General features: G+C 62.8%; 27 protein-coding genes and 2 tRNA genes. 13 read left to right on the top strand and 16 right to left on the bottom strand.

What is annotated here, in order from left to right; all coding sequences use genetic code 11:
• Positions 1 to 189 precede the first annotated feature (189 nt).
• The 4 genes from AC0L2U_RS02340 to AC0L2U_RS02325 all read right to left on the bottom strand — a co-directional run bounded on the left by AC0L2U_RS02340 (position 190) and on the right by AC0L2U_RS02325 (position 3,625).
• Positions 190 to 1,014, bottom strand: a complete 825-nt coding sequence (locus tag AC0L2U_RS02340) for a DUF2497 domain-containing protein (RefSeq protein WP_473601350.1) — start codon at positions 1,012 to 1,014, stop codon at positions 190 to 192.
• A 205-nt stretch (positions 1,015 to 1,219) separates the two neighbouring features.
• Complete coding sequence (locus AC0L2U_RS02335; protein ID WP_127322716.1) at positions 1,220 to 2,611, bottom strand: TolC family outer membrane protein; 1,392 nt, start codon at positions 2,609 to 2,611, stop codon at positions 1,220 to 1,222.
• Positions 2,612 to 2,792: 181 nt separating this feature from the next.
• Positions 2,793 to 3,461 carry a protein-L-isoaspartate O-methyltransferase family protein gene (locus AC0L2U_RS02330; RefSeq protein ID WP_127397635.1) on the bottom strand — a complete coding sequence of 223 codons (669 nt, stop codon included), beginning with the start codon at positions 3,459 to 3,461 and terminating at the stop codon, positions 2,793 to 2,795.
• A 90-nt stretch (positions 3,462 to 3,551) separates the two neighbouring features.
• Positions 3,552 to 3,625, bottom strand: a tRNA-Cys gene (locus AC0L2U_RS02325).
• Positions 3,626 to 3,847: 222 nt separating this feature from the next.
• Here AC0L2U_RS02325 and AC0L2U_RS02320 point away from each other — a divergent pair.
• Positions 3,848 to 4,051 carry a hypothetical protein gene (locus tag AC0L2U_RS02320; protein WP_127810254.1) on the top strand — a complete coding sequence of 68 codons (204 nt, stop codon included), beginning with the start codon at positions 3,848 to 3,850 and terminating at the stop codon, positions 4,049 to 4,051.
• Between the two features lie 24 nt (positions 4,052 to 4,075).
• On the opposite strand, the gene AC0L2U_RS02315 is transcribed toward AC0L2U_RS02320, so the two are convergent.
• Positions 4,076 to 4,333 carry a hypothetical protein gene (locus AC0L2U_RS02315; protein WP_024503836.1) on the bottom strand — a complete coding sequence of 86 codons (258 nt, stop codon included), beginning with the start codon at positions 4,331 to 4,333 and terminating at the stop codon, positions 4,076 to 4,078.
• Between the two features lie 223 nt (positions 4,334 to 4,556).
• On the opposite strand from AC0L2U_RS02315, the gene AC0L2U_RS02310 reads away from it, so the two are divergent.
• Together AC0L2U_RS02310 and AC0L2U_RS02305 are read left to right on the top strand one after the other, a co-directional pair.
• Positions 4,557 to 4,631 (top strand) — tRNA-Asn (locus AC0L2U_RS02310).
• 437 nt (positions 4,632 to 5,068) lie between these two features.
• The gene (locus AC0L2U_RS02305) at positions 5,069 to 5,317 is read left to right on the top strand and encodes a hypothetical protein (protein WP_127272210.1); all 249 of its coding nucleotides are present in this window, start codon (positions 5,069 to 5,071) and stop codon (positions 5,315 to 5,317) included.
• Between the two features lie 381 nt (positions 5,318 to 5,698).
• On the opposite strand, the gene AC0L2U_RS02300 is transcribed toward AC0L2U_RS02305, so the two are convergent.
• From AC0L2U_RS02300 to AC0L2U_RS02285, 4 genes are all read right to left on the bottom strand, one after another.
• Entirely contained in the window at positions 5,699 to 5,944 is a 246-nt protein-coding gene (locus AC0L2U_RS02300) for a hypothetical protein (RefSeq protein WP_127397527.1), read from the bottom strand.
• Between the two features lie 209 nt (positions 5,945 to 6,153).
• Positions 6,154 to 6,453: a DUF982 domain-containing protein gene (locus AC0L2U_RS02295; protein ID WP_127397526.1), complete on the bottom strand. Its 300-nt coding sequence runs from the start codon at positions 6,451 to 6,453 to the stop codon at positions 6,154 to 6,156.
• 44 nt (positions 6,454 to 6,497) lie between these two features.
• On the bottom strand, positions 6,498 to 6,851 hold the full coding sequence (locus tag AC0L2U_RS02290) for a hypothetical protein (RefSeq protein WP_245486675.1): 354 nt from the start codon (positions 6,849 to 6,851) through the stop codon (positions 6,498 to 6,500).
• Between the two features lie 171 nt (positions 6,852 to 7,022).
• Positions 7,023 to 7,511, bottom strand: a complete 489-nt coding sequence (locus tag AC0L2U_RS02285) for an Hsp20 family protein (RefSeq protein WP_127397528.1) — start codon at positions 7,509 to 7,511, stop codon at positions 7,023 to 7,025.
• A 222-nt stretch (positions 7,512 to 7,733) separates the two neighbouring features.
• Here AC0L2U_RS02285 and AC0L2U_RS02280 point away from each other — a divergent pair, with 222 nt between their 5' ends.
• The 3 genes from AC0L2U_RS02280 to AC0L2U_RS02270 all read left to right on the top strand — a co-directional run bounded on the left by AC0L2U_RS02280 (position 7,734) and on the right by AC0L2U_RS02270 (position 9,514).
• Positions 7,734 to 8,165 (top strand): cupin domain-containing protein, encoded by a 432-nt coding sequence (locus tag AC0L2U_RS02280; protein ID WP_127322303.1) that lies wholly within the window; start codon positions 7,734 to 7,736, stop codon positions 8,163 to 8,165.
• Positions 8,166 to 8,261: 96 nt separating this feature from the next.
• On the top strand, positions 8,262 to 9,020 hold the full coding sequence (locus tag AC0L2U_RS02275; RefSeq protein ID WP_245481722.1) for a copper homeostasis protein CutC: 759 nt from the start codon (positions 8,262 to 8,264) through the stop codon (positions 9,018 to 9,020).
• Complete coding sequence (locus tag AC0L2U_RS02270) at positions 9,017 to 9,514, top strand: GNAT family N-acetyltransferase (protein ID WP_127810251.1); 498 nt, start codon at positions 9,017 to 9,019, stop codon at positions 9,512 to 9,514. The genes AC0L2U_RS02275 and AC0L2U_RS02270 overlap by 4 nt, the downstream gene beginning before the upstream one ends.
• Before the next feature lie 42 nt (positions 9,515 to 9,556).
• Here AC0L2U_RS02270 and AC0L2U_RS02265 read toward each other — a convergent pair whose 3' ends face one another.
• The 4 genes from AC0L2U_RS02265 to AC0L2U_RS02250 form a co-directional block, all read right to left on the bottom strand.
• Entirely contained in the window at positions 9,557 to 10,579 is a 1,023-nt protein-coding gene (locus AC0L2U_RS02265) for an acyltransferase family protein (protein WP_473601349.1), read from the bottom strand.
• 268 nt (positions 10,580 to 10,847) lie between these two features.
• The gene (locus tag AC0L2U_RS02260; RefSeq protein ID WP_128289037.1) at positions 10,848 to 11,645 is read right to left on the bottom strand and encodes an FAD binding domain-containing protein; all 798 of its coding nucleotides are present in this window, start codon (positions 11,643 to 11,645) and stop codon (positions 10,848 to 10,850) included.
• A gap of 85 nt (positions 11,646 to 11,730) precedes the next feature.
• On the bottom strand, positions 11,731 to 14,079 hold the full coding sequence (locus AC0L2U_RS02255; protein ID WP_292336539.1) for a xanthine dehydrogenase family protein molybdopterin-binding subunit: 2,349 nt from the start codon (positions 14,077 to 14,079) through the stop codon (positions 11,731 to 11,733).
• A 122-nt stretch (positions 14,080 to 14,201) separates the two neighbouring features.
• The gene (locus AC0L2U_RS02250; RefSeq protein ID WP_127272058.1) at positions 14,202 to 14,699 is read right to left on the bottom strand and encodes a (2Fe-2S)-binding protein; all 498 of its coding nucleotides are present in this window, start codon (positions 14,697 to 14,699) and stop codon (positions 14,202 to 14,204) included.
• 264 nt (positions 14,700 to 14,963) lie between these two features.
• Between AC0L2U_RS02250 and AC0L2U_RS02245 the strand changes: the two genes are divergently transcribed.
• Both AC0L2U_RS02245 and AC0L2U_RS02240 read left to right on the top strand, forming a co-directional pair.
• Positions 14,964 to 16,148 carry an FIST signal transduction protein gene (locus AC0L2U_RS02245; protein ID WP_127329575.1) on the top strand — a complete coding sequence of 395 codons (1,185 nt, stop codon included), beginning with the start codon at positions 14,964 to 14,966 and terminating at the stop codon, positions 16,146 to 16,148.
• Positions 16,149 to 16,162: 14 nt separating this feature from the next.
• On the top strand, positions 16,163 to 17,503 hold the full coding sequence (locus AC0L2U_RS02240) for a hybrid sensor histidine kinase/response regulator (protein ID WP_127396088.1): 1,341 nt from the start codon (positions 16,163 to 16,165) through the stop codon (positions 17,501 to 17,503).
• 33 nt (positions 17,504 to 17,536) lie between these two features.
• Here the strand turns inward: AC0L2U_RS02240 and AC0L2U_RS02235 are convergent, their stop codons facing one another.
• Positions 17,537 to 18,220, bottom strand: coding sequence for a response regulator (locus tag AC0L2U_RS02235; RefSeq protein WP_027039066.1), 684 nt, complete (start codon positions 18,218 to 18,220; stop codon positions 17,537 to 17,539).
• Between the two features lie 174 nt (positions 18,221 to 18,394).
• On the opposite strand from AC0L2U_RS02235, the gene AC0L2U_RS02230 reads away from it, so the two are divergent.
• The 3 genes from AC0L2U_RS02230 to AC0L2U_RS02220 are packed head-to-tail and all read left to right on the top strand — an operon-like array spanning position 18,395 to position 20,208.
• Positions 18,395 to 19,090, top strand: a complete 696-nt coding sequence (locus AC0L2U_RS02230; protein WP_473601347.1) for a fumarylacetoacetate hydrolase family protein — start codon at positions 18,395 to 18,397, stop codon at positions 19,088 to 19,090.
• Between the two features lie 4 nt (positions 19,091 to 19,094).
• Complete coding sequence (gene maiA / locus AC0L2U_RS02225; RefSeq protein ID WP_473601346.1) at positions 19,095 to 19,745, top strand: maleylacetoacetate isomerase; 651 nt, start codon at positions 19,095 to 19,097, stop codon at positions 19,743 to 19,745.
• Positions 19,735 to 20,208, top strand: coding sequence for a DUF4262 domain-containing protein (locus AC0L2U_RS02220; RefSeq protein ID WP_473601344.1), 474 nt, complete (start codon positions 19,735 to 19,737; stop codon positions 20,206 to 20,208). The genes maiA and AC0L2U_RS02220 overlap by 11 nt, the downstream gene beginning before the upstream one ends.
• A gap of 2 nt (positions 20,209 to 20,210) precedes the next feature.
• Here AC0L2U_RS02220 and AC0L2U_RS02215 read toward each other — a convergent pair whose 3' ends face one another.
• Positions 20,211 to 21,452, bottom strand: a complete 1,242-nt coding sequence (locus tag AC0L2U_RS02215; protein WP_473601343.1) for an MFS transporter — start codon at positions 21,450 to 21,452, stop codon at positions 20,211 to 20,213.
• 102 nt (positions 21,453 to 21,554) lie between these two features.
• Here AC0L2U_RS02215 and AC0L2U_RS02210 point away from each other — a divergent pair, with 102 nt between their 5' ends.
• Positions 21,555 to 22,016 (top strand): winged helix-turn-helix transcriptional regulator, encoded by a 462-nt coding sequence (locus AC0L2U_RS02210; protein WP_127271974.1) that lies wholly within the window; start codon positions 21,555 to 21,557, stop codon positions 22,014 to 22,016.
• A 98-nt stretch (positions 22,017 to 22,114) separates the two neighbouring features.
• The gene (locus AC0L2U_RS02205; protein WP_292657976.1) at positions 22,115 to 23,155 is read left to right on the top strand and encodes a zinc-dependent alcohol dehydrogenase family protein; all 1,041 of its coding nucleotides are present in this window, start codon (positions 22,115 to 22,117) and stop codon (positions 23,153 to 23,155) included.
• Positions 23,156 to 23,173: 18 nt separating this feature from the next.
• Here AC0L2U_RS02205 and AC0L2U_RS02200 read toward each other — a convergent pair whose 3' ends face one another.
• Positions 23,174 to 24,064: a DMT family transporter gene (locus tag AC0L2U_RS02200; protein WP_473601342.1), complete on the bottom strand. Its 891-nt coding sequence runs from the start codon at positions 24,062 to 24,064 to the stop codon at positions 23,174 to 23,176.
• Positions 24,065 to 24,129 lie beyond the last annotated feature (65 nt).

The following is a 24,129-nucleotide window of genomic DNA, read 5'->3' as shown; positions in this document are numbered from 1 at the left end:
TTTTGCTGGTCCGGTGTAAATCGGAAGGTTTTGGCCAAGTCAACCGCAAGGGCTGTCTCGGACCCTCACAACCAGATAGGCGCGGCCCTGGTCATTTCAACGGAACGCGATCCGTCGTCCTGCCAACAAGCTGACCCCACCAATGGGCGCCGCGAAGGCGCCGTTTCCATTGGCAATCGACATGGGGAACTACTGCGCCCCGCGCGCCACGCGCTCGATCTCCTCGCGCACCAGCCTTTCCACCAGTGTCGGCAGATTGTTGTCCAGCCAATCCTGCAGCATCGGCCGCAGCATCTCTTCGGCCATCTCGTCGAATGTCTTCTTGCTGCGGCTGGCAAACGCATCGGAAAGCTCGCCAAAGGCAGCCGCGACCTGGCGGCCGGTATGCTCGGAAACGATTGCCGGACGCGGCGCGTCGCTGGCCGCCACCGGCCGCACCACGCTTGCATCCGGACGAGACGGCTCGGGCCCGACGGCTACTTTCGCGGTCGGTTCGTCCCTTGGAGTCTCCACGGACGGCTGGGCAGCCGTCTTGCGTGCCTCGCTCCGGTCCGACACCGCCCTCGCCTGCTCACCGACCGCGGCGATCTCGCGACGCCAATCGGCGATGGAAGCGTCGGCGACAGGACGCGATCCCGGCGATTCAACCGTGATTGGCTCGGCGGCGACGCGGGCGCTAACTTCGGCAAGTGTCATCGATGGCTTTGCCGGGCTGGGATCGGGGCGCGCAGGCGTTTCCATGCGCGCGACCACCGGCTCGGCCGCCGGCAACTGTGCCTGGACTTCCGCCAGCGTCACCGGCTTCCTGCCTTCGGGGACGGCATGCAGGTCGGCACGGAATGCTTCCACGTCAGGGGCCGCATAGGCGCTCGACGCGTGCTCCAGATCCTGGCTCAGCTCATCGGCGTCGCCCGGCTGCTTGCGGCCGCCGTCGCTGTCCTCGATGATCCGCCTGATGGAAGCCAGTATCTCTTCCATGGAAGGTTCGCGCTGTGCGCTGCTTGCCGTTGCCATCGTCACATCCGCCGCCTTTGTGACCCCTGTGGGTTTCCGCTCCGGCAGAGCCGGATCGAATCATGGCGACAGCGTAACCGACGGATCGCCGCACGAGAATCCCCAATCTGGGGACTTGTGGGATTTCAACAGATTAGCGCAATCTGAACCCGAGTGCGAAAGATCCTGCTCAAACGGGGAACACCGCCAGTCCTGGCCGAACGCCTCAGCGGCCGTCCGGCGTGCGCAGGCCGTACCACTTGTCCTTGACCGCGTTGTAATGCTCTTCAGGCTTGTACTTCGCTACCTGCAAGCCAAGGCGGTCGACGGACAGACGGCCGGTCGCCTGCAGGATGGCGTAGCTCGCCACCACCACATCATGTTCGTAACCGGCCTGGTTGATCTGGGCGGTGATGACCGTCGCCTGTGCGTTGAGGACGTCGAGCGTGGTGCGCTGGCCGACATTGCGTTCTTCGATGACACCGTTCAGTGCCAGCTTCGCGGCCTCGATCACTTGCCTGTTGGCCGTCAGCTGCTGCTGCGCGGCGGTATACTCGGTCCAGGCGGCGGTGACGGCCTGGCGCACCTGGTCGCGGCTGACGTCGACCTGGATGCGGGCCTGGCTGAGTGATTCCTTGTTCTGGCGCACGATCGCCGAGGTGCGGCCACCCGAATAGATCGGGATCGTCAGCGTTGCCCCGACACTGGCCGAATTGGTCGTGCCATCCTGCGAACCGACGCCTGGCAAAGGCGAGGTATTGCGATAGGCGCTCGAAACGCCGGCGGAAGCCGAGAGCTGCGGCAACAGCGCGCCTTCGGCCGACTTCACCGAAAACGCGGCGGCGTCGACCAGATGCTGCGTGGCAAGGATGGCCGGATGCTCGTTCGAGGCCACCCCGACGGCGGCGGCGAGGCTCGACGGCAACAGCTTTGCCACCGGCGAAGCGCCCTTGAGCTTGCCCGGCTCGTCGCCGACGATCTGGCGATAGAGCGCCGCACTTGCCAGCGCCTGCGCCCGGGCAGCACTCAGCGATGCCACCGCGGCGGCGCGTGAAGCGTCGGCCTGCGCGACATCGGTGCGCGTGCCTTCACCAACCTCGAAACGCGAACGCGCCGCGCGCGCCGTTTCGGTCAGGAACTGCAGGTTCTGCTCGGTCAGCACGGCGACCTGCCGGTCGCGAATCACGTTCATATAGGCCTGGGCCGCGCTGAACAGGATACCCTCTTCGGTGTTGCGCAGGCTTTCGACCGAAGCCCGGACCTGCGCTTCGGCGGCAGCGACATTGTTCCTGGTCTGAAAGCCGTCGAACAGCGTCTGGTCGATCTGGACGCCAAAATTGCCGGTGGTCAGCCGCACGCTTGAATTGGTGCCGTTGAGATGGCTGCTCGAATAATCGATATTCGCCGAGCCGGTGACAACCGGACGGTAGCCCGACTTGGCGATGGCGACGCCCTCGTCGGTGACGCGAACGCCGGCGCGGGATGCATTCAGCGAAGAATTGTACTGGTAGGCCTTTGCAAGCGCGCCGGAGATGGTTTCGGCTGAAGCGGCCAGTGGGGACAGCATGGTCGCCGAAACGAGGACGGCGGTGAAAAGTGACTTGCGTAAAGACGGCACGGTTAAACCCTCATTCGTTTTCCATGGGAACCGCGCCGCGCCTGCTTCTCTCATAGATCAGCCGGCGCCGCGTGTTCGATGTTCCCTGCTGCTCACCCCAAAGTGCCCCCAGTTTGGCATCAGCAGCGATCGTTCAAATGCAAGCGACCATGACAAAGCCTCTGCTGCAAGGCCAAATCATTCAGAATTCGAAAGCACGAATGCGTTCAAACCCCGGTAGTGGCTTAATTGCCGCATTAAATGCCCGTCTTCCGGTTACAACCCCCCCGGCCTTGAAAAAGAGACGAGCCACGCCGGAATTGCCCTGCCCTTCGACGGCGACAAGGCGGCCGCCTTCGGCGAGCTGGTCCAGCAGCGTCACAGGGACTTCCGCGACGCTGCCGCCGACAAGGATGACGTCATAAGGGGCCTGGGCGGCATGCCCTTGCGGCAGCGCGCCATGGACGACGGTCACATTGCCGCAGCCCAGCGACGAAAGCGTCGATCTGGCGGTTTCCGCCAGCGCCGAATCGCTTTCAAGCGCCACCACGGACCTGGCCAGCCGCGACAGGATGGCCGAGGCGTAGCCGGTTCCGCAACCGACATCGAGCGCCGAATCGGTCGGGTTGATCTCGGCCAGTTGGATAAGCTTGGCCAACGGGGATGCTTCCATCAGGTAGCGCGCACCGTCCGCGCCGGCGGCAATGCGGATGTCCTCGTCGATATAGGCCAGATCGCGCTGGGCGGCGCCGACAAACACCTCTCTTGGGACGACAAGCATTGCATCAAGCAGCGGCGCGCTGGTCACATCGGTGGTGCGGACCTGGCCGTCGACCATCTTGACGCGTAGTTCGGAGAAATCAGCGCTCATGTCCCAACCAATCCGCTTGCCGCGCCAGAACCGCGGTCCATTGTGTCAGGAACTTCAGGCCCCTGCGCTGCCGCGCGGGGGCCCGGGCATTGGAGGCCTCGCCCGGAATCGAACCGGGGTGCAAGGATTTGCAGTCCTCTGCGTAACCACTCCGCCACGAGGCCTCATTGCTCCCGGCGTTCCACCCGGTTCCAATAGGTTGCGGCGAAAATGCCGTCAAGCGGCCACCGTGCATTCCGAACGGTTTCCTAGCGTCAGTCCGGACGGCATCCGGCAAATCGTCGGACCGGGCCTGACCGCTCCATTAGCGGACAGTTAAGCATAGCCCTGCCCGGAGGAGAAACTCATCGGCGGCCCGTGCGTTGGACATGGCAGGAGGAAGAGCCATGCGCCGGATAATGGCAGCAAATACGAGTGCCTCGTCCGGCCTGTCCCTGCTACAATGCGGAGAGCTTCTGCATTACGCAATCGACCGTCTGTCCATCGAAGGTGCGGACAGCCTGTCGCCGCACGACAGGGCAAGGCTTGCCTCGGCCGCGGCGATTCTCAAGCAGATCCATGAGGCACTGGAAGAACACGCCGCCCGTTGAACACCCACCCTGCGCCATCGGCGGTCAATCGGGCCGGCGACGCCGTTCCCACCAGACGACAAAGCGACGCCGGTGACGGCGAACCATGGCGAACTCATAAGACAGCACCAGCAATCCGAGCGGAACCATCCAGAAGCCGAGGATCGGCAGGAAACCGAGGATGCCGCCGATGGTCAGCAGGATGCCGATCGTGATTCTGAGCCCGCGCGAGCGCGGCATTTTGAACTCGCGCCCGAAAACGGAGATTTTCCGCGCCGGCATCTGGTTGTCTTGTGCTGTCATCGTCTCGAAAAATTGACCCGTTTGATTGTTCGCAAGCATGCTGGAACCAAAGCCGCCGCCGCGCTTTCGGTTCCATATCACTGCCAAGACGGCTAATATGAGGGCAACCGTCGACGATTGCGAGAAAGGCCTGCGCGAAAAAGCCTCGGAAAAATGTGAAAAGCTTCTTTGCAAAGCCGAAAAGGGCAGCTATAGGCTGCGCCACTCACATAAGAGCATCCGTTCCCCGGTAGCTCAGTGGTAGAGCAACCGGCTGTTAACCGGTTGGTCGCTGGTTCGAATCCGGCCCGGGGAGCCAAATTTTTCAAGGCCTTGAGACGGTCACGTCGCCCATAGGGGCTGATCTATGGCATGTCTGCAAAATCGCGATCAGCAGGTTGATTCTCAACTTGACCTGGCGCCGCTGTCCAGCGCTCTCGATGACGCCGCGGCATCGGGAAGGTTCGCGCGAGCAGGCATAAGGCCTTGCTGCGATCTCGGCGATCTCATCTCTTGTCGCCGTTCGGGTTGGGTGCCTCTCGCACATCTCGCGGTGGCGGGGCGACATGCTCAAGCTCTGGCGGGCCTTCTTTGTCCCGGCGTTGGACAGGTACCTTCTCCGGTGCGGGCTTCGATGGTGGCTCTTTGATCTTGCTTGGCATAATCGAGTTAACCGCCCTGCCGGTCTCTTGTTCCGTAGCGAGCAGAAAACCTGAATGCGTGGGGAACCGGGAACATCGAAGAGCGTTTTCTCGCATGCTGAAGAAGATCGCCCTCGCCGCCGTGCTGGTCCAGGTTGCCGCAGTTTCCGCTCTCATCACCCAGACGGTGCTCTTCGCGTCCACGGCCACACAGGCCGCCAACGCGCAGCCCGATGACGCAGTTGCTGTGACCGCCGAGAACGAACGGGACAAGCCGGCGCAGCCTATTGTTGCCGGCCAATGCCCAACGCGGCTTGTGGCGAGCAAGGTCTTCACGGGGAACCTGATTACGGCGCAACAATAGCTCGCCATCGATGCCGGCCATCCGTCGATCCCCCCAATTTAAGTCAGGGCGATGTGCTTGAAAGCGCAATGATTCCTGTTACTTGCGGCGCAGGGCGAGTGCGTTTGGGTTGGGCAAGAATTGGTATGATTTCATCGAATATGGAATGCCCGCGCTGTCATGGCAGCGGCAGGGTTTTCGACTGCTCCAAGTGGTATGCGTCAAACGGGCACTGCTGCCCGCATGGAACCCATCGGGGCGGCTGCCCCGGAAAGACGGGCGCCTGCGCGGAATGCGACGGCCTTGGGACGATGGCGGAGCCTCCGCTGAGAGCCGTGGCGTAATCTGCGAGAGCGGCCCACGCCGCTGATGACGGCGCGGAGGCGCCCGAACGAGCATATCTTACTCTGTTGGTGTTTCTACGGGTGGTGCGGTCAGAACCGTGATGTCCATCCTGGCGATCTTGGATGCCGCGCGGCCTTGCGCGCCAGCATCCATATCGCCGCCTGCGGCAACCATGATTTTGGCCAGATGTCCTACGGCGTCCGCGCTGCGGCCCGGCGAAAATCCTTCGCCGGCTTGCGGCTTCCCCACTGCCGTTTGTTTTTCCGGGACATGCGGATGTTGACTTGCGATAGCGGAAACCATTGAACCTCCTGTGGCGACGCTTCGAACATTATATTAGCGTTGACTGTTGCGAGGCTGACCTAGCCAGTCGCCAAAAACCGCACCAGGGAGTTCGAACAAACGATCGAGCCGCCCCACTACAAGGTGAGCTGGTACGGCAGTTCACCTTGTAGCGGATGTGAACGACGACCATGCAGCGGGCCATCCTGGCAGCGCCGCCCCTATCAAGGCTAAGCGGTGACCCCACCGCGACCTGACCTTGTGCCGTCCATCCAAGGAAATTGAGCAAGCGGTTCCTGCAGGATCTTGACGGATCTTGCGAAGCCGGCGACGGCATCGCGCGCCACCGTCAGCGGAACCTGGCCGTCGTGAGCACGCTGGCAGGCTCGAAAGGCCGTTTCGAAAATCGGACCCCGCCGTTCCCTTGGCCACTCGTCAAAGAAGTCGAACGCGTCGTCGAGGCAGCCTATTTCTTGAATGAACCCACCATTCTTGACCAGGACCGGTTGGTCGAACGTCCTGTCACTCATGTAATCCTCCATTCGGCACGGTGGGTTGTTGCTGGTTCGGGAAATCATGCGATTGCATGCTCCGGCTCGGCCAACATGCCGCCACCTCCACGCCCGGGCGGCACCGTTGCAAAGGCCGGGATTGGCGGCGGATCATCGTCGTCATCTCGCCAGGGGTGCCGCATCCAACCGAGACGGCTCTTCCTGCGGCGCCGGTCGAAAGACAGGCTGACGCTTGCCGACACCTTTGAAACACGCGTTTCCCGCCCGGATTCGTCCAGGAGGTGGAGCGCGCGAAGTATGTCGCTGACTTCCACGATGGCGCCGTTGTCCAATTGCCGCAACGCGGGATTGTCAGGAACCGCATGAATGTCGGAAGCCCAGAAAGCGAGCAAAGCCCGCTTTGCACCGATCGTCATCGTCTCCTCGTTCAGAACATCATCCGGCGTCCGCAACCCAGCGGGTTCCGCGGCAGAATTTTTCGGTTCGGGTTGGTGAAAACTGTAGGTTTCGGTTCTCATCTCCATTCTCCGCGATCTGTGCCTCCCGGCCGAACCGGGAGGCGGACCGTAGATCTAGGTTCCAGGGAATCAGGCGACCTCGCGTTGGGGCTCCGCATCCGAATCGATCGCCTGCGTCCTGTCGGGTCGCTTGAGCGAAACCGCTTTGGCTTCGGACCCTATCTCAATGCGCCGAGGCTTGAGTTCCTCGGGCACTTCGCGGATCAGGTCCACCGACAGCAAGCCATTCTCGAGGTTGGCCGCCTTGACCTTTACGTGGTCGGCAAGCTTGAACACCTGCTTGAAGTTGCCCGTCGCCAAGCCGCGATGAAGGACCTCCCGATTTTCCTGGTCGGGTTTCCTTTGGCCGATGACAGACAATTCGGGGCCGTTCTGCATGAGTTCGACCTCATCGAGAGCGAAGCCGGCGATAGCCATCGTAATGCGATAGTCGTGCTCGCCAATCTTCTCGATATTGTAGGGAGGCCAGTCAGAGCGCACGCTTTTTTCGAGCATATCGAAGAGACGGTCGAAGCCGACCGTTGTGCGGTAAAGAGGGGTATAATCAAAGCTTCTCATAGCCATATCCTCCGTGAAGCAACATGGGTTACGAGGCTGTCGCAGCGCCGCTGCGACGCCAGTATGTCGAGCCGAAGCCTCGACGGAAAACGATCTGGTAATCGTGGTTTTTTCCGTCAAGAGGGGCGTAAAAAATTTTCTGGCCGGCAGGCAGGTGCCCAAGGCGCTGCCTTGCGTGCTGCTGGCCGCTGCGCGATGTTGACGCCAGGGGTGGAGCGAATCATGCGAAAGATTTTGATGTCCGGACTACTGCTCGCGGTGGCCTTTTCCGCGAACCCGGCCCACGCGCTGGACAGCAGCGGCACGCCTGTGGTCGTGACCCCTCTTGCGTCGCGCACGACGACCGCGTCCGGCCAACCGATCACGTTGCCGCAGAAGAACGTGCAGGTGCTGGTCTCGACCTACGACATCGCGTCGGGCGCGACCTTGCCGGTCCACAGGCACCCCTTCCCGCGCTATGCGTATGTCCAAGCCGGCACGCTGAAGGTCACCAATGTCGAGACCGGCATCAGCAACACCTACAAGGCTGGCGATTTCATCATCGAAATGATCGGCCAGTGGCATCAGGCCACCAATATCGGGGATGTCGAGGTGAAGCTTCTGGTGATCGATCAGGTCGAGCAAGGCGCCAAGAATACGGAATTGCGCCAATAGCCGCCAAGTCTGTGGGCGAAGGCGGAAGGCTGTTCCCGCTTTCGCTGCGACCGGCCCGGTGCTAGGGCTGGCGAAAATCATGGACTGGATCTGCCCTTGACCAAAGCTCTCCGCCTGCCGCTGATCGAAATCTGTGTCGAAGGCATTGACGGCCTTCTCGCGGCGCAAGCCGCCGGCGCCGACCGGATCGAACTATGCGCCAGCCTCATCGAAGGCGGTATCACGCCGAGCCTCGGCACGGTCCGCGCCGCCCTCGAGCAGGCAAGTGTGCCGTTTCACGTCATGGTGCGGCCGCGCGGCGGCGATTTTCTCTACAGTGAGACCGAATACGCCTCGATGCTGGCCGATGTCTCGGCATTGCGCGAACTCGGCGTGCCCGGCGTGGTGTTTGGCTGCCTGAACGCCGATGGCACCATGGACGAGGCGCGCATGAGCGAACTGACGCAGGCGGCCGGCCCCTTGAACGTCACCTGTCATCGCGCCTTCGACATGACGCGCGACCCGGCCGAGGCGCTCGAATCGCTGATCCGCAGCAAGGTCGGCCGCGTGCTGACCAGCGGCCAGCGTGACACTGCTATCGAAGGCTTGCCGCTGTTGGCGGATCTGGTGCGGCAGGCCGGCGAGCGCATCGTCATCCTCGGCTGCGGCGGACTGGATTTGCACAACATTGCCGAAGTGCGCAGCAAAACCGGCCTGTCCGAAATGCATTTTGCCGCCCTCAAGGATGTGCCGAGTGCCATGGACTACCGCAATCCCCATGTCGGCATGGGTGGTTCCGATCTCGATCGCGAATACCGCAACACGCTCACCGACACACCGCTGGTGGCGGCAACGATCGCGGCAGCCAAGGCATGACCTCGACCCCTGCCCCGATAGCCCGTGTATCGGCCGCAGACGAAGCGGCGATCCTGGCGCTCAACAACGAGCATGCCGCAGAACTGTCGTGGCTGGAGGCTGAGCGGCTGTCCTTCCTGCTTGGCGAAGCGTTTTACACCAGGCGCATCGGCGATCTCGAAGCCTTCATCATGACCTTCGACCAGGACGCCCGCTACGACAGCCCGAATTTCCTCTGGTTTCGCGAACGCTACGAGCGCTTCGTCTATGTCGACCGCGTTGTCGTGGCGGCGCACGCGCGCGGCCGCGGCCATGCCCGCCGGCTCTATCAGGATCTGTTCGGCCATGTTGAGCGCGCCGGCTACAATCTGGTCACCTGCGAAGTCAACACCGACCCGCCGAACCCTGCCTCGGATGCCTTTCACGCCGCCCTTGGCTTCACTGAGGCCGGCGACGCAGTGATCCATGGCGGTAAGAAAGCAGTGCGCTATTACGTCAGATCGCTGCAGGCATAGAGAGGGCGGGCGCGCCGCAAGACGGCCTGAACGCCCTGTTGCTCACCAGTTGCGGTTGAGCCATTCGCGCGCCGGGCGCTCGATGAGGTAGTAGCTGCAGGCCGCACAAGCGAAGACTGCGGCCAGCATCGGCATCGGCATGACGCCTTGCTCATAGACGAATTTGTAGAACGGCTGCTGCCACAGATAGAGCGAGTACGACCACAGACCCAGCGTCGCCATCGGCCAGGAGGACAGCAATCCGGAAATATACCGTGGGCTGAAATCGAGTGCGTTGACGGCCAGAGCCAGCAGCGGCACCGCGAAGAGATAGTGGATCGGCGTCGGCACCTGATCCAGGAACAGGACAACGGCACAGAACGTCGCCACCAGGGCCACATGCTTGCCTCTCAAAAACGCCGGCAGCATGCCGTCGGCCTTCAGCAGGCAGATCGAAGCCGACAGCAGGATCGACGCGATGTGCACGTCGGTGCGCCAATAGGTGGTTTCGTAGTCCATCCCGAAGACCCAGTACGAAACCGCGCCATTGGCCATGGCCAGCAAGGCCAGCGCCAGGAGCAGCACGACCACGCGAGAGCGACTTGAGACGATGACGCTGATCAGCGCCAGGATGATGTAGGCGTGCTCCTCGATGCAGAGCGACCAGATATGGTCGAGCGCCCCTGCCCGCGTCACGAGAATGCCGGCATAGTTGTAGGTGAATGTCAGCGCCGTCAGCGCCGCCTTCCATTTGAAGGCGATGAATGTGCCGGACAGCGCAATCATCGCGACGACTACGAAGACCAAAAGAGCCGGATAGATGCGGGAGAAGCGGCGTTTGAAGAATTTTTTCAGCGGGTAGCATTCGATGAACAGGATCTCGCCCATCAGCCGGCCGCTGAGCACGAAGAAGAATTCGACGCCCAGCACACCCAGATTGATTCCCGGAACCGGAAAGAAATGGCCGATCAGCACCAGTGCGATCGAAAGCCCGCGCCAGCCGTCGAGATAGGCCAGTCTTGTTCTGGTTGATTTGTCGGCGGCGGATCGGGACGGAACGACATGCGTCGCGGAAATGTCGGTCATGCCGATCCTCTCGCAAATAGGCATGCGAAAGGGCACGATATTTCGAACCCGGCTCGCATTCCCGCCCAAAACCATATTGCAGTGCAATATGGATTTGTGCAAGTGCGAGATTGCCGCCGGTGCAGTTCCAGGTGAAGTCTCGGCGAGACAAAATTGCTCAGGCAAACGATTGGTGCGGGGGCGATTCCATCAAAGTTTGGACAACTACAGGTCGCCACAAACGGAAAAGGGGCGCATGACCCCTTCTCCCTGTCCGCAACTGATCGTATCAGGCGTTGGCGGCAGCCACCGCGCGCTTGGCCATCACCGCGATCAGATTGGCGCGATAATCGGCCGAGGCATGAATGTCGGTCATCAAATTCTTCGCCGGCACTTTCACCCCTTCCAATGCCGAGGCCGCGAAGTTCCCGGCTAATGCTCCCTCAATCTCCTTCGAGCGGAAGACGCCGTCATCGCCGGCACCGGTGACTGCGACGCTGACGCCATCCTTGCCCTTGGCCACGAACACGCCGACGATGGCGTAGCGCGATGCCGGATTGCGGAATTTTTCATAGGCCGCCTTGCCCGGCGCGGTGAAGGTGACGGCGGTGACGATCTCGCCATCCTTCAACGAGGTCTCGAACAGGCCCTTGAAGAACTTGTCGGCAGCGATCTCGCGCTTGTTGGTGACGATGGTCGCGCCCAGCGCCAGCAGCGCCGCCGGATAATCGGCCGCCGGATCGTTGTTGGCGATCGAGCCGCCGATCGTTCCCTTGTGGCGCACCGCCGGATCGCCGATCAGCGATGCCAGATGGGAAAGCGCCGGACAGGCCTTCTTCAGCTTCTCGTCATTGGCAACAGCATTATGCGTGGTGGCAGCGCCGATGGTGACGGTCTTGCCCGACACCGTGACGCCCTGCAGCTCCGTGATCCGCGACAGGTCGACAAGGTCGGACGGCGCGGCAAGCCGCGTCTTCATCGCCGGGATCAGCGTCATACCGCCCGAAAGCAGCTTGGCGTCGCCGGTCTTGATCAGCTTGGCGGCATCGGCGACCGAGGCGGCGCGATGATAGTTGACTGCGTACATTTGTCTTTCTCCCCTGGGTGAAAGAGCGAGCAGGAAGTAGCGAACATTCTCTTCCCTATTCGCTACCCCTATTCGCCATTCGCGTTCAATGTTTCGTCGCGCGGATCGCGGCCCACACGGTGGACGGCGAAGCCGGCATGGCAAGATCGTTGCTGCCGATGGCGTCGGTGATAGCGTTGATCACCGCCGGCGGCGAGCCGATGGCGCCGGCCTCGCCGCAACCCTTGATCCCCAACGGATTGCCCGGGCAAGGGGTGTTCGAGGTCGATACCTTGAACGACGGCAGATCGCCGGCGCGCGGCATGGTGTAGTCCATGTAGCTCGCGGTCAGCAATTGTCCGCTGTTGTCGTAATGGGCGCCTTCGAGCAGTGCCTGGCCAATGCCTTGCGCCAGCCCGCCATGCACCTGGCCCTCGACGATCATCGGATTGATGATGTTGCCGAAATCATCGGCGGCGACGAACTGGACGATCTCGGTCACGCCGGTTTCCGGGTCGACCTCGACCTCGCAGATGTAGCAGCCCGCGGGGAAGGTGAAATTGGACGGATCGTAGAACGCCGTCTCCTTCAGCCCGGGCTCCATGCCATCAGGCAGATTGTGGGCGGTGTAGGCGGCCAGCGCCATCTGGAACCACGGCACGTTCTTGTCGGTGCCGGCCACCTTCAGCGCGCCGTTCTCGATGATGATGTCGCCTTCGTCGGCCTCAAGCAGGTGCGCCGCGATCTTCTTGGCCTTGGCCTCGACCTTGTCGAGCGCCTTAACGATGGCTGACATGCCGACCGCACCCGAACGCGAGCCATAGGTGCCCATGCCCATCTGCACCTTGTCGGTATCGCCATGGACGATCGAGACCGAATCGAGCGGCACGCCGAAGCGCTCATTGACCAGTTGCGCGAAGGTCGTCTCATGGCCCTGGCCGTGGCTGTGGGAGCCGGTCAGCACCTCGATCGTGCCGACCGCGTTGACGCGCACTTCCGCCGATTCCCAAAGGCCGACACCGGCGCCGAGCGAGCCGACAGCCGCAGACGGCGCGATGCCGCAGGCCTCGATGTAGCAGCTCATGCCGATGCCGCGCAGCAACCCCTTGTTGGCGGCGGCGGCCTTGCGCTTGGCGAAGCCGGCATAGTCCGACGCCTGCATTGCCGCATCGAGCGAAGCGGCATAGTCGCCGGCGTCATAGCACATGATGACCGGCGTCTGATGCGGAAACGCTGTGACGAAGTTCTTGCGCCGCAGCTCGGCCGGCGAAACGCCGAACTGGCGGGCCGCCGTCTCCATCATGCGCTCCATGACGAAGGTCGCTTCCGGCCGCCCTGCCCCGCGATAGGCATCGACGGGCGCGGTGTTGGTGTAGATCGCCTTCACATTGGCGTGGATGGCCGGGATGTTGTACTGGCCCGACAGCAGCGTCGCATAGAGATAGGTCGGCGTCGCCGATGAAAACAGCGACATATAGGCGCCGAGATTGGCCTGGGTTTCCACCTTCAGGCCGAGGATCCTGTGGTCCTTGTCGAAGGCCATTTCAGCATGGGTGTGATGGTCGCGGCCATGCGCGTCGGTCAGAAAACTCTCAGTCCGGTCGGCCACCCATTTGACCGGCACGCCGGTCTTCTTCGACGCCCACAGGCAGACGATCTCTTCGGGATAGATGTAGATCTTCGAGCCGAAGCCGCCGCCGACATCGGGCGCGATCACGCGCAGCTTGTTTTCCGGCGCCACATTGTAGAAGGCGCTCATCACCAGCCGCGCCACATGCGGATTCTGCGAGGTCGTCCAGCAAGTATAGTGATCCTCGGCCTTGTCGTAATGGCCAAGTGCGGCGCGCGGCTCCATGGCATTAGGCACCAGCCGGTTGTTGATGATGTCCATCTTGACGACATGGGCCGCCTTCCCGAAGGCCGCCGCGGTGTCGTCGGCGTTGCCGATGTCCCAGTCGAAGATCAGATTGTTGTCCGCTTCGGGGTGGATCTGCGGCGCACCCTTGTCCATCGCCTTGGAGGCATCGACGACGGCCTTCAGCTCCTTGTAGGTGATCTCGACCGCCTCGGCGGCATCACGCGCCTGCCCCTTGGTCTCGGCGACGACGATGACGACGGCGTCGCCGACATAACGGACCCGGTCGAAGGCGAGTGGCGACCACGCTCCCATTTTCATCGGCGAGCCGTCCTTGGAGTGGATCATCCAGCCGCAGATGAGATTGCCGATGCCGTCGGCCTTGAGTTCCTTGCCGGTCAGCACGCCGATGACGCCGGGCATGCCTTGAGCCTTCTTCACATCGATCTTCTTGATCTGCGCATGCGCGTGCGGACTGCGCACAAAGGCGGCGTGCTTCATGCCGGGAACCACCATGTCGTCGACATAGCGGCCGGCGCCCGTGATGAACCGTTTGTCTTCCTTGCGCGCGACCCGAGCGCCAACACCTTCAATGCCCATCAGAAATTCCTCCGGAATTTATGGGAGTAGGGCAGTAGGGAGTAAGGGACTAGGGAAAAAGGGCCTCGTTGCGTTGGCCTTTTGCCCTACTCCCCTACTGCCCTACTCCCTTATTCCCTTGCCTAAGCAGCTTGTCTCGCCTTACCCTTGGACCCCTTCATCGTCGTCGATGCGGCGAGGATCGCCTTGACGATGTTGTGGTAGCCGGTGCAGCGGCAGATGTTGCCGTCGAGCTCGGCACGCACCGTCGCCTCGTCGAGCCCTTCGGGGTGGCGGCTGATCATGTCGGTCGCCGTCATGATCATGCCCGGCGTGCAGAAGCCGCATTGCAGCCCGTGATGTTCCTTGAAGGCGGCCTGCACCGGATGCAGGTCGGCGCCATTGGCCAGGCCCTCGATCGTCAGCACGGTGGAGCCGGAGGCCTGCACCGCGAGCATCGTACAGGATTTGACCGCCTTGCCATCGACGTGGACGACGCAGGCACCGCATTGCGAGGTGTCGCAACCGACATGCGTGCCGGTAAGGCCGAGATTTTCCCGCAGGAAGTGAACCAGAAGTGTTCGGTCCTCGGCAGCACCGCTGACCCGCTTTCCGTTCACCATCAACGAAACGTCCGACATGGTCCCTCCCTGGGTATCAACCTTGGTATCCACGCTGCCGACGCGGTATTCGCGCTTCGGTGGTGCATTATTCGTACACCGCACATCGGACAAAAAACAGCACGTCGCAAACGCGGAACATTGTACTTTCGGTCATGGCCGCGCCCAAACATGCGGTGCCGGTGGCCCCATTGCCAAACCGCCGATTGAAGGCAACAATGTCGGTCGACGCCCGCGCGCCAGAAGCATTTAAAAACAGCCGCGCACAAAAAAGCGTCGGAGGAAATGCGGAGAACATCGCTGGCCAATTCACAGACGCGCTATGCATGCGGCCTGTCGGCGCTCACCACGGACGAGCCCGACATGGAGGCGTTCGCCAAGGCGATCGCACTGGAAGCAGCCGCCATCGACGCAGGCTTTGCCCTGCTGTTCTTTTCGCAGAGCCTGGTCGAAGCCAGCGCCCTTTCCCAGGCGCTCATGACCCACGCACCGGCGCTCCACCACGCCGGCTGTTCGACTGCCGGCGAGATCACGCCGCAAGGTCTCGAGGATGGCCATGTGCTGGCCATGCTGCTTCCGTCCACCGCGTTCACCGCCGTCAGCGTGATGGTCGAAAATCTGTCCTCGTCGGGTATGGACAGGATCACCGGCGAGGTGGAGACCCTGCGGCGATCGCTGCGCGCGCGCCTTGGTTGCGATCGGACCAAAGGCACTTTCGCGCTCTGCTTCATCGACGGGCTCTCTTATGCCGAAGAAGCGGTGAGTTCAGCCATCCACTGGGGCCTCGATGACATTCCGCTGCTTGGCGGCTCCGCCGGCGACGATCTGAAATTCGAGACGACGCGCCTGATCTCGAACGGCAAGGTCACCTCCGACAGCGCCATCATCGTGCTGATATCGACCGAAATTCCCTTCCATGTCTTCAAGACCGACAATTTCGTTCCCACCGATGAAAAACTGGTGGTGACGGCTTCCGATCCCGATCACCGCATCGTGCGCGAGTTCAATGCCACCAATGCGGCGCAGGAATATTCCGCGTCCGTCGGCATCGTCGCGCAGATGCTGACGCCACTGAGCTTCGCCTCGCATCCCGTGGTGGTGAAGGTGGGCGGCCAATATTATTGCCGGTCGATCCAGAAGATGCATGCCGACGGCTCGCTGTCGTTCTTCTGCGCCATAGATGATGGCGTCGTGCTGTCGATCGCTCAACCCAAGGACATGGTCGAATCGACGCGCGCCGCCCTGCGCGATGTCGAGGAGAGGCTTGGCGGTATCGACATGATCCTCGGCTTCGACTGCGTGCTGCGCCGGCTGGACGCGCGCAATCGGCAGGTGTTTCGCGAGATCTCGGAACTCTACCGGGTCAACAATGTCATCGGCTTCGGCACCTATGGCGAACAGTACCGGTCGATGCATCTGAATCAGACTTTTACCGGCATCGCCTTTGGCGAGCGCCAGGCGGCGGAATAGGACGGCGCAACAAGATGCCGCTGAGGGACATAAACGATCTTGAAAAGCTGAAGAAGATCAACGCGGCACTGGTCAGCCGCGTCGAGCGCTCGATGGACCAGCAAGGCAACGCCTTTTCGCTGTTTCAGACCGCGATCTCGCTGGAAAACCGGGTGCGCACCCGCACCGAGGAACTGCACTCGACCTTGCGGCGGCTGGAGCAGTCGAACATCGACCTCAGCGCCGCCAAGGAAAACGCCGAATTGGCGAACCTGTCGAAAACCCGTTTCCTCGCCGCTGCCAGCCACGACGTGCTGCAGCCGCTGAACGCGGCCCATCTCTCGGTTTCGGCGCTCGCCGAAGTTCAGACCAGTGACGAGGGCAAGAAACTGGTGCGGCAGGTCGAGCGCTCGCTGGAGACGATGGAGGACCTGCTGCGAACCCTGCTCGACATATCAAAGCTCGATGCCGGCGTGGTGCAGCCCGACATGAGCGATGTCAGCTTGGAGGCGCTGTTCTCGTCGCTCCGCTCGGATTTCCTGCCGGTGGCGGAGATGAAAGGCCTGTCGCTGAAATTCCGGCCGGTCCATGCGGTGGTCCGCTCCGACCGCACGCTGCTGCGCCGCATCCTGCAGAACATTCTTTCCAACGCGCTGGGCTATACACGCTCGGGCGGCGTGCTTGTCGGCACCAGGCATCGCGGCGACACCATCCGCATCGACGTCGCCGATACTGGCTGCGGCATTCCCGACGACCAGCGCGAGGCGGTGTTCGAGGAGTTCCACCGCGGCACCTCGCCGGCCAATGCCGAACTGGACGGTGGCGGTCTCGGGCTCGGGCTTGCCATCGTGCGCCGCATGGCCAGCGCGCTCGGCCATCCCGTGACATTCTCGTCGAAGGTCGAACGCGGCACGATCTTCCACATCGATGTTCCCGTCGGCATCGGTGCGCCAACCGATGCCATCGCCAGGGTTGCCGACATGGAACGGCCGCGCGGCTATGGCCTGTTCGGCACCAAGGTGCTGCTGGTCGAGAACGATATCGAAGTGCTGCAGGCCATGACCTTCCTGCTCGAACGCTGGCAATGCCTGGTGCGGGCCGCGACCTCGACCGACGATGCGCTCGACATGCTTGGCGACACCGACTGGGTGCCCGACATCGTCATTGCCGACCAGCATCTCGACGGCGGCGATCTCGGCACCACGACCATCGCCGAAGTCCGCGACTATCTCGGCCGCGCCGTGCCGGCGCTGATCGTCACCGCCGACAGTTCGGAAGCAGTCGCCAAAGCCGCCCGCTCCGGCGGCATCGAACTGATGCGCAAGCCGCTGAAACCGGCGCAGCTAAGGGCCCTGCTGGCGCATTTGCTGGCTTAGCTTCATACCCTCCCATTGATGGGAGGGTTAAGTTCAAAACCCCGCCTGATCCCTGAAAAGCTCCGCATTGTCCAGCTTCGACACCTCGATCACCGCTTGCGTGCGGCTATACACATTGAGCTTGCGCAGTATCTCCGAGACATGCGCCTTCACGGTCGTCTCGCCCACCTGCAACTCGTAAGCGATCTGCTTGTTGAGCAGGCCCTGGCGCAGCATTTGCAGCACGCGCAGTTGCTGCGGCGTCAGCGTCGACAGGCGCTGCACCATGTCGGCGCGGTCGACGCTTTCGGCGTCCGGCGTGCGGCCCTCATAGGTTTCCGGCACATAGATCGCGCCTTCCATCACCGAGCGTATGGCGGCGGCGAGGTCGCTCTTGCGCGCCGATTTCGGGATGAAGCCGGCCGCGCCGTAGGACAGCGCCTCGGAAATGATCTTCGGCTCCTCATAGCCTGAGACGATGACCACGGGCAGGCGCGGATAGCGGGTCCGGAGTTGCAGCAGCCCGTCAAAACCGTGCACGTCGGGCATCGAGAGGTCGAGAAGCGCGAGGTCGAACGGCTTGGCATCGGCCAGAAGATCGAGCGCCTCGGTGATCGAGCGCGCCTCCACCGTGTCGACTTCCGGATAGGCCATCTGCACGGCGCTGTGCAGCGCCTCGCGAAACAGCGGATGGTCGTCGATGATCAGGAACCGGGCGCGATCGTGGGTTGCGGTCATGGGGTTCATTTCAGTTCGTGAGCGATTAGAATAACCTCTCCACCATGGCCAGATTATTGCCAAATAGTATATCGCCATCTCCGGCGGAAAGTGCCGCCGGCACTTTCTCGACCAAATCGCCTTGTCCAGGCCCCAAATCGGTCGGATGTTCCGGCAACCAAGCAGAGACCCTTGATGACAGAGTTCGTCCTTCCCCTGCCCGCAACCGCATCGGTGGCCGTTGCGGGTTCGTCCGATCGTTTCGCGGTGCGCCGTATCTACTGCGTCGGCCGCAACTACGCGGCGCATGCCCGCGAATTCGGCAATGACGAGCGTGATCCGCCCTTCTTCTTCACCAAGCCGGCCGACGCGGTGGTCGATTCCGGCACCGCTATCCCCTACCCGCCGCTGACGGCCAATCTGCACCACGAGATCGAACTGGTCGCCGCGATCGGCAAAGCCGGCTTCCGCATTCCCCGCGACAAGGCGCTGGACCATGTCTGGGGCTATGGTGTCGGCATCGACCTCACCCGCCGCGACCTGCAGGACGAAGCCAAAAAGGCCGCCCGGCCCTGGGACTGGTCGAAGGCCTTCGACCGCTCCGCGCCTTGCGGCCCGCTGGTGCAAGCGCAGGAATCCGGCCACCCGCAGAAAGGCCGCATCTGGCTCGCCGTCAACGGCAAGGTCAGGCAGGATGCCAACCTCGCCGAACTGATCTGGCCGATATCGGATATCGTGTCGATCTGCAGCGAGGCGGTGGAGCTCGCGCCCGGCGACCTGATCTTCACCGGTACGCCGGCAGGCGTCGGCGCGGTTGGCCCCGGCGACACGATGACCGGCGGCGTCGACGGCATCGGGACCATCGAAGTGACCATCGGCCAGCCGAAGTGAGGCCATGAGCGAACTCGTCCTGCACAATTACTATCGCTCCTCCACCTCCTATCGGGTGCGGATCGCGCTGGAGATGAAGGGGCTGAGCTACGACTACGTCCCGCATCATTTGCGCCATGGCGAGCATCTGGAACCAGCCTATCTCGCGGTCAATCCGCAAGGGCTGGTGCCGGCGCTGATCCTCGGCGACGGCACGCTGCTGACGCAATCGCTGGCGATCATCGAATTCCTCGACGAGACCAAACCGGAACCACCGCTGCTGCCGAAGGACCCGGCCGGACGGGCCCGCGTGAGAATGCTGGCGCAGATGATCGCCTGCGACATCCACCCGGTGAACAATCTGCGCGTGCTGACCTCACTGCGCACCCTGTTCGGCGCCGGCGACGAGGACATCACCAACTGGTTCCGTCACTGGGTGAACGAGGGCTTTCAGCCGCTTGAAAAGATCATGGCGTCGGCGGCGGAGACGGGTACATTCTGCCATGGCGATGCGCCGGGCCTGGCCGACATCTGCCTCGCCGCGCAGATTGCCAACAACGCCCGCTTCGGCGTCGACTTGACCCCCTACCCGACGATCGCGCGCATCAACGCCGCCTGCATGGCGCTGCCGGCCTTCCAGAAAGCCGCGCCGCAGAATCAGATCGATGCCGAGTAGAAAAGCCACCGACCCAGGTGAAGCCAAGGCGCTGGCCGATATAGAGGCTTATGGCTGCCACATCTTGCATGTGCTGGAGGAAGGCGACGATCCGCCTTTCACCTATTCGGTTGGAATAGAGCACAACTTCAAGGCGCCGGAACTCATCGTCATCGGCCTGAAGCCGGAAATCTCCCAGTTCATCATCAGCGAGTATTGCAGCCGCGTCCGCTCCGGCGAGGTTTTCCAACCAGGGCAGCGATCGTCCGGTTTTATCGAAGGTTTCGACTGTCAATTCGGCGCCGTTCATATCGACCACTACCGCGAGCATTTCGGCTGGGACCTCTGGTTCTACGACGGCCTGGATTTCGGTGTTCTCCAGCTGATCTATCCCACTGTGGACGGCATCTGGCCGTGGCAGGCCCAGGCGAGCGACTGGTTCCGAGCCTGGCAGCCGCTTCTCGACACCGCGCCGTCGCCATAGGCCTATCTGCCGACGCGCAGCGTCAACGCCCAGAACAGCAGCGCCAACAGGCCGATGCCGGCGCCAAGCACACAGACGCCATTCCAACCCATTGCACCGTAAGCCATGGTCGAGGCGATGGAGCCCAGGGCACTGCCGACCGAATAGAAGATCATATAGCCGCCAACCAGTCGGCTGCGCGCATCCGGGCGCCGGGCGAAGATCAGGCTCTGGTTGGTGACGTGGATGGCCTGGATCGCCAGATCGAGCATGACGATGCCGGCGACGAGCAGCCACAGAGACATGCCCATGAAGGCGATCGGCAGCCAGGCCGCCATCATCAGCAGCAGGCTGAGGCCGGTGACCAACTGGCCGCGGCCGCGATCGACGAGGCCACCGGTCCAGCGCGCACCGAGCGCGCCGGCGACGCCCGCAAGGCCGAAAAGCCCGATCTCGGTATGCGAAAGTGAAAATGGCGCAGCGCTCAGCGGCAGCACCAGCGGCGCCCACAGCACGTTGAAGCTGGCGAAGATCAGCATGGCCAGCACCGCCCGCACGCGCAGCAGCGGCTCCTGCGCGAACAGCAGCAGCACCGAAGCGAGCAGGCGCGGATAGGATGTGCGCGGCCGCTCCGCCTCGTGGCGCGGCAGGATCAGGTAGAGAACCATCGCCATGACAAGCGTCAACCCGGCCGAGACAAGATAAACCCAGCGCCAACCGGCGAAATCGGCGACGACCCCTGAAGCGAAGCGGGCAAGCAGGATGCCCAGGATGACACCGCTGGTGACGGTGCCGACCGCCCGCCCCCGCTGCGACGCTACGGCGAGGTCGGCAGCGAAGGCGACCAGCACCTGCACCACCACCGCAAGCAGCCCGACCACCGCCAGGCTCGCCAGCAGCATCGCTGCGTTGGGCGCGACCCCGACCGCCACCAGCGCCACGGCAGACAGAATCGCCTGCCCGGCAATCAGCTTGCGGCGAGCGAACAGGTCGCCCAGCGGCACGATGAAGAACAGGCCGAGCCCATAGCCGATCTGCGTGACCGTCACCACCATGCCAACCGAAGCCGGCGCGATAGCAAAATCATGCGCCATGGCGTCGAGCAGCGGATGGGCGAAATAGACATTGGCAACGCTCAGGCCGCAGGCGATGGCGAAGATCAGCGCGGTCAATCGTGACAATCCCGCAGGCGGCGGCGCCACCCGAGGCGGCCCATTGGATTGCTCGAGGCTTGTTGCGCCGCTGTTCACCACCTGCATGTTCATGTCTGCTCTCTCCATAAAAGGTTTCAACTTGAAACCTCTTGCTGGATAGGCAGAACAGTTTTATGTTGCAACCGAAAATCGAATGCTGGACCAACGACTGCCATGGTGAAACGAACGAGCCACCACGAAGCGGATTGCCTCATAGCGCGACCACTGGACGCGATTGGCGACTGGTGGTCGCTGCTCATCGTGCGTGACGCGTTCGACGGCTTGCGGCGCTTCGGCGAATTCCAGAAGAGCCTCGGCGTCGCCAAGAACATCCTGTCGTCGCGGCTGCGCAATCTCGTCGCGCATGGCATCCTCGAAACGGTCCCGGCACCCGACGGCAGCGCGCACCATGAATATGTGCTGACGCAAAAGGGACGCGGCCTGTTCTATGTCCTGGTTGCCCTGCGGCAATGGGGCGAGACCTACTTCGCCGGACCGGGCGAACCCTATACCTTCATGGTCGACAATCTCACCGGCCGGCCGATCAAGCGCCTGGAAGTCCATGCCGAGGACGGGCGGCAGCTTGCCCCCGGCGAAACCCGGCTTGCCGACTTTCGCAACCGCGAAACCGGTTAAGAGCTGCTGCCTGCCAACAGGCGTGGCGGAATCGATTTCCGCTCGACCAGACAGGGAATCGGCTATCGTTTCCTGCAGCACAGAGGGTGGAGTGACCAATGAAAGCCGTCGTCTTCGAGAAATTCGGCGAAGCGCCGACGATCCAGACCGTTCCCGATCCGAAGCCGGCAGCCGATGGCGTCGTCATCAAGGTCGAGGCGACCGGTCTGTGCCGCAGCGACTGGCATGGCTGGATGGGTCATGACGACGGCATCACGCTGCCGCATGTGCCGGGCCACGAACTGGCCGGCATCGTCGTCGCCGCCGGCAAGCAGGTCACCCGCTGGAAGGCCGGCGAGCGCGTCACGGTGCCGTTCGCCGTTGGCTGCGGCCGCTGCTTCGAATGCAATTCGGGCAATCACCAGGTCTGTGAGCACCAGACGCAGCCTGGCTTCACCGGCTGGGGCTCGTTTGCCGAATATGTCGCCATCGAGCACGCCGACACCAATCTCGTGCGCTTGCCCGACGAGATGGAATTCGCCACCGCCGCCAGCCTCGGCTGCCGTTTTGTCACCTCGTTTCGAGCCATTGTCGACCAGGGCCGGGTGAAGCCGGGCGAATGGGTCGCGGTGCATGGCTGCGGCGGCGTCGGCCTGTCGGCGATCATGATCGCCAGTTCCATGGGCGCCAATGTCATCGCCATCGATCTCACGGACGAGAAACTGGATTTCGCCAAAAAGATCGGCGCCGTCGCCACCATCAATGCATCCACGACGCCGAACGTGGTCAAGGCGGTCAAGCAGATCACCAATGGCGGCGCGCACATGTCGATGGACGCGCTCGGCCACCCCACCACCTCGTTCAACTCAATCGCCAATCTGCGCCGGCGCGGCCGCCATGTGCAGGTCGGCCTGATGCTGGGCGAGCATGCCCGGCCGCAGGTGCCGATGGACAAGGTGATCGCCTTCGAACTCGAAATCCTCGGCAGCCACGGCATGCAGGCCTATCGCTACCAGGCGATGATGGACATGATCCGCAACGGCAAGCTGAAGCCCGAACTGCTGGTCGGCAAGAGAATCAGTCTCGACGAGGCGCCCGCGGCCCTGATGGCGATGGGCGGCTTCGAGGGCATTGGTATTGGGGTGGTGACGAAGTTTTAGGCGAGGACGGCACCGTCGTCAGGCGATCGCGCGTCGTGGCAATTCCTGCCTCGCGAATCGCTTGGCGCCTACGACGCAAAGCACGACGCCAAGCGTGACGACCACCATCAGCGGGCTGACCTGCTCGTGCAGCAGCGTCGCAGCCAGTGCCAGTCCGAAAAATGGCTGCAGCAGCTGTAACTGCCCGACCGCGGCGATGCCGCCTTGCGCCAGCCCGCGATACCAGAACACGAAGCCGATCAGCATGCTGAACAGCGAGACATAGGCAAGCCCTATCCACGCACTGACGCCGACGCCGTCGAACGACGGCGGCATGGTCATCAGCGTCAGCACCAGCATGATCGGCAGCGACAGCACCAGCGCCCAGCAGATCACCTGCCAGCCGCCGAGCTTGCGTGACAGCGCGGCACCCTCGGCATAGCCCAGGCCGCAGGCGATGATGGCAGCCAGCATCAGACCATCGCCGACCGGCGAGGCCGTCACGCCCTGCGTCAGGGCAAAACCCGCGACCAGCGCGCTGCCGATGCATGAAAACAGCCAGAACGCCGGGCGCGGACGGTCGCCGCCGCGCAGCACGCCGAAGATCGCGGTCGCCAACGGCAGCAGGCCGACGAAGATGATGGAATGGGCCGTGGTGACGTGCTTGAGCGCCAACGCGGTCAGCAAGGGAAAGCCGACAACCACGCCAAGTGCGACGATCACCAGCGACAGCAGATCGCCGCGCTCCGGGCGTTTCTGCCGGAACAGAAGCAGCAGCGCCAGGCCAAGCAGTCCGGCAATCGCCGCCCGGGCCGACGTCAGGAATGTCGGATCGAAATCCTTCACCGCCACGCGCGTTGCCGGCAGCGAGCCGCTGAAGATCAACACGCCGATGAATCCATTCATCCAGCCGCTCGCGGTCTTGTCCATGGTATGCTCCGTTTGTCGGCTCCGTATCGCGCGGGGCCGGTAGTATCGCCAGAGACAATGCGGTA

Source organism: Mesorhizobium sp. WSM4808, assembly GCF_055811675.1.
This window is presented reverse-complemented; position numbering and strand designations above follow the sequence as displayed.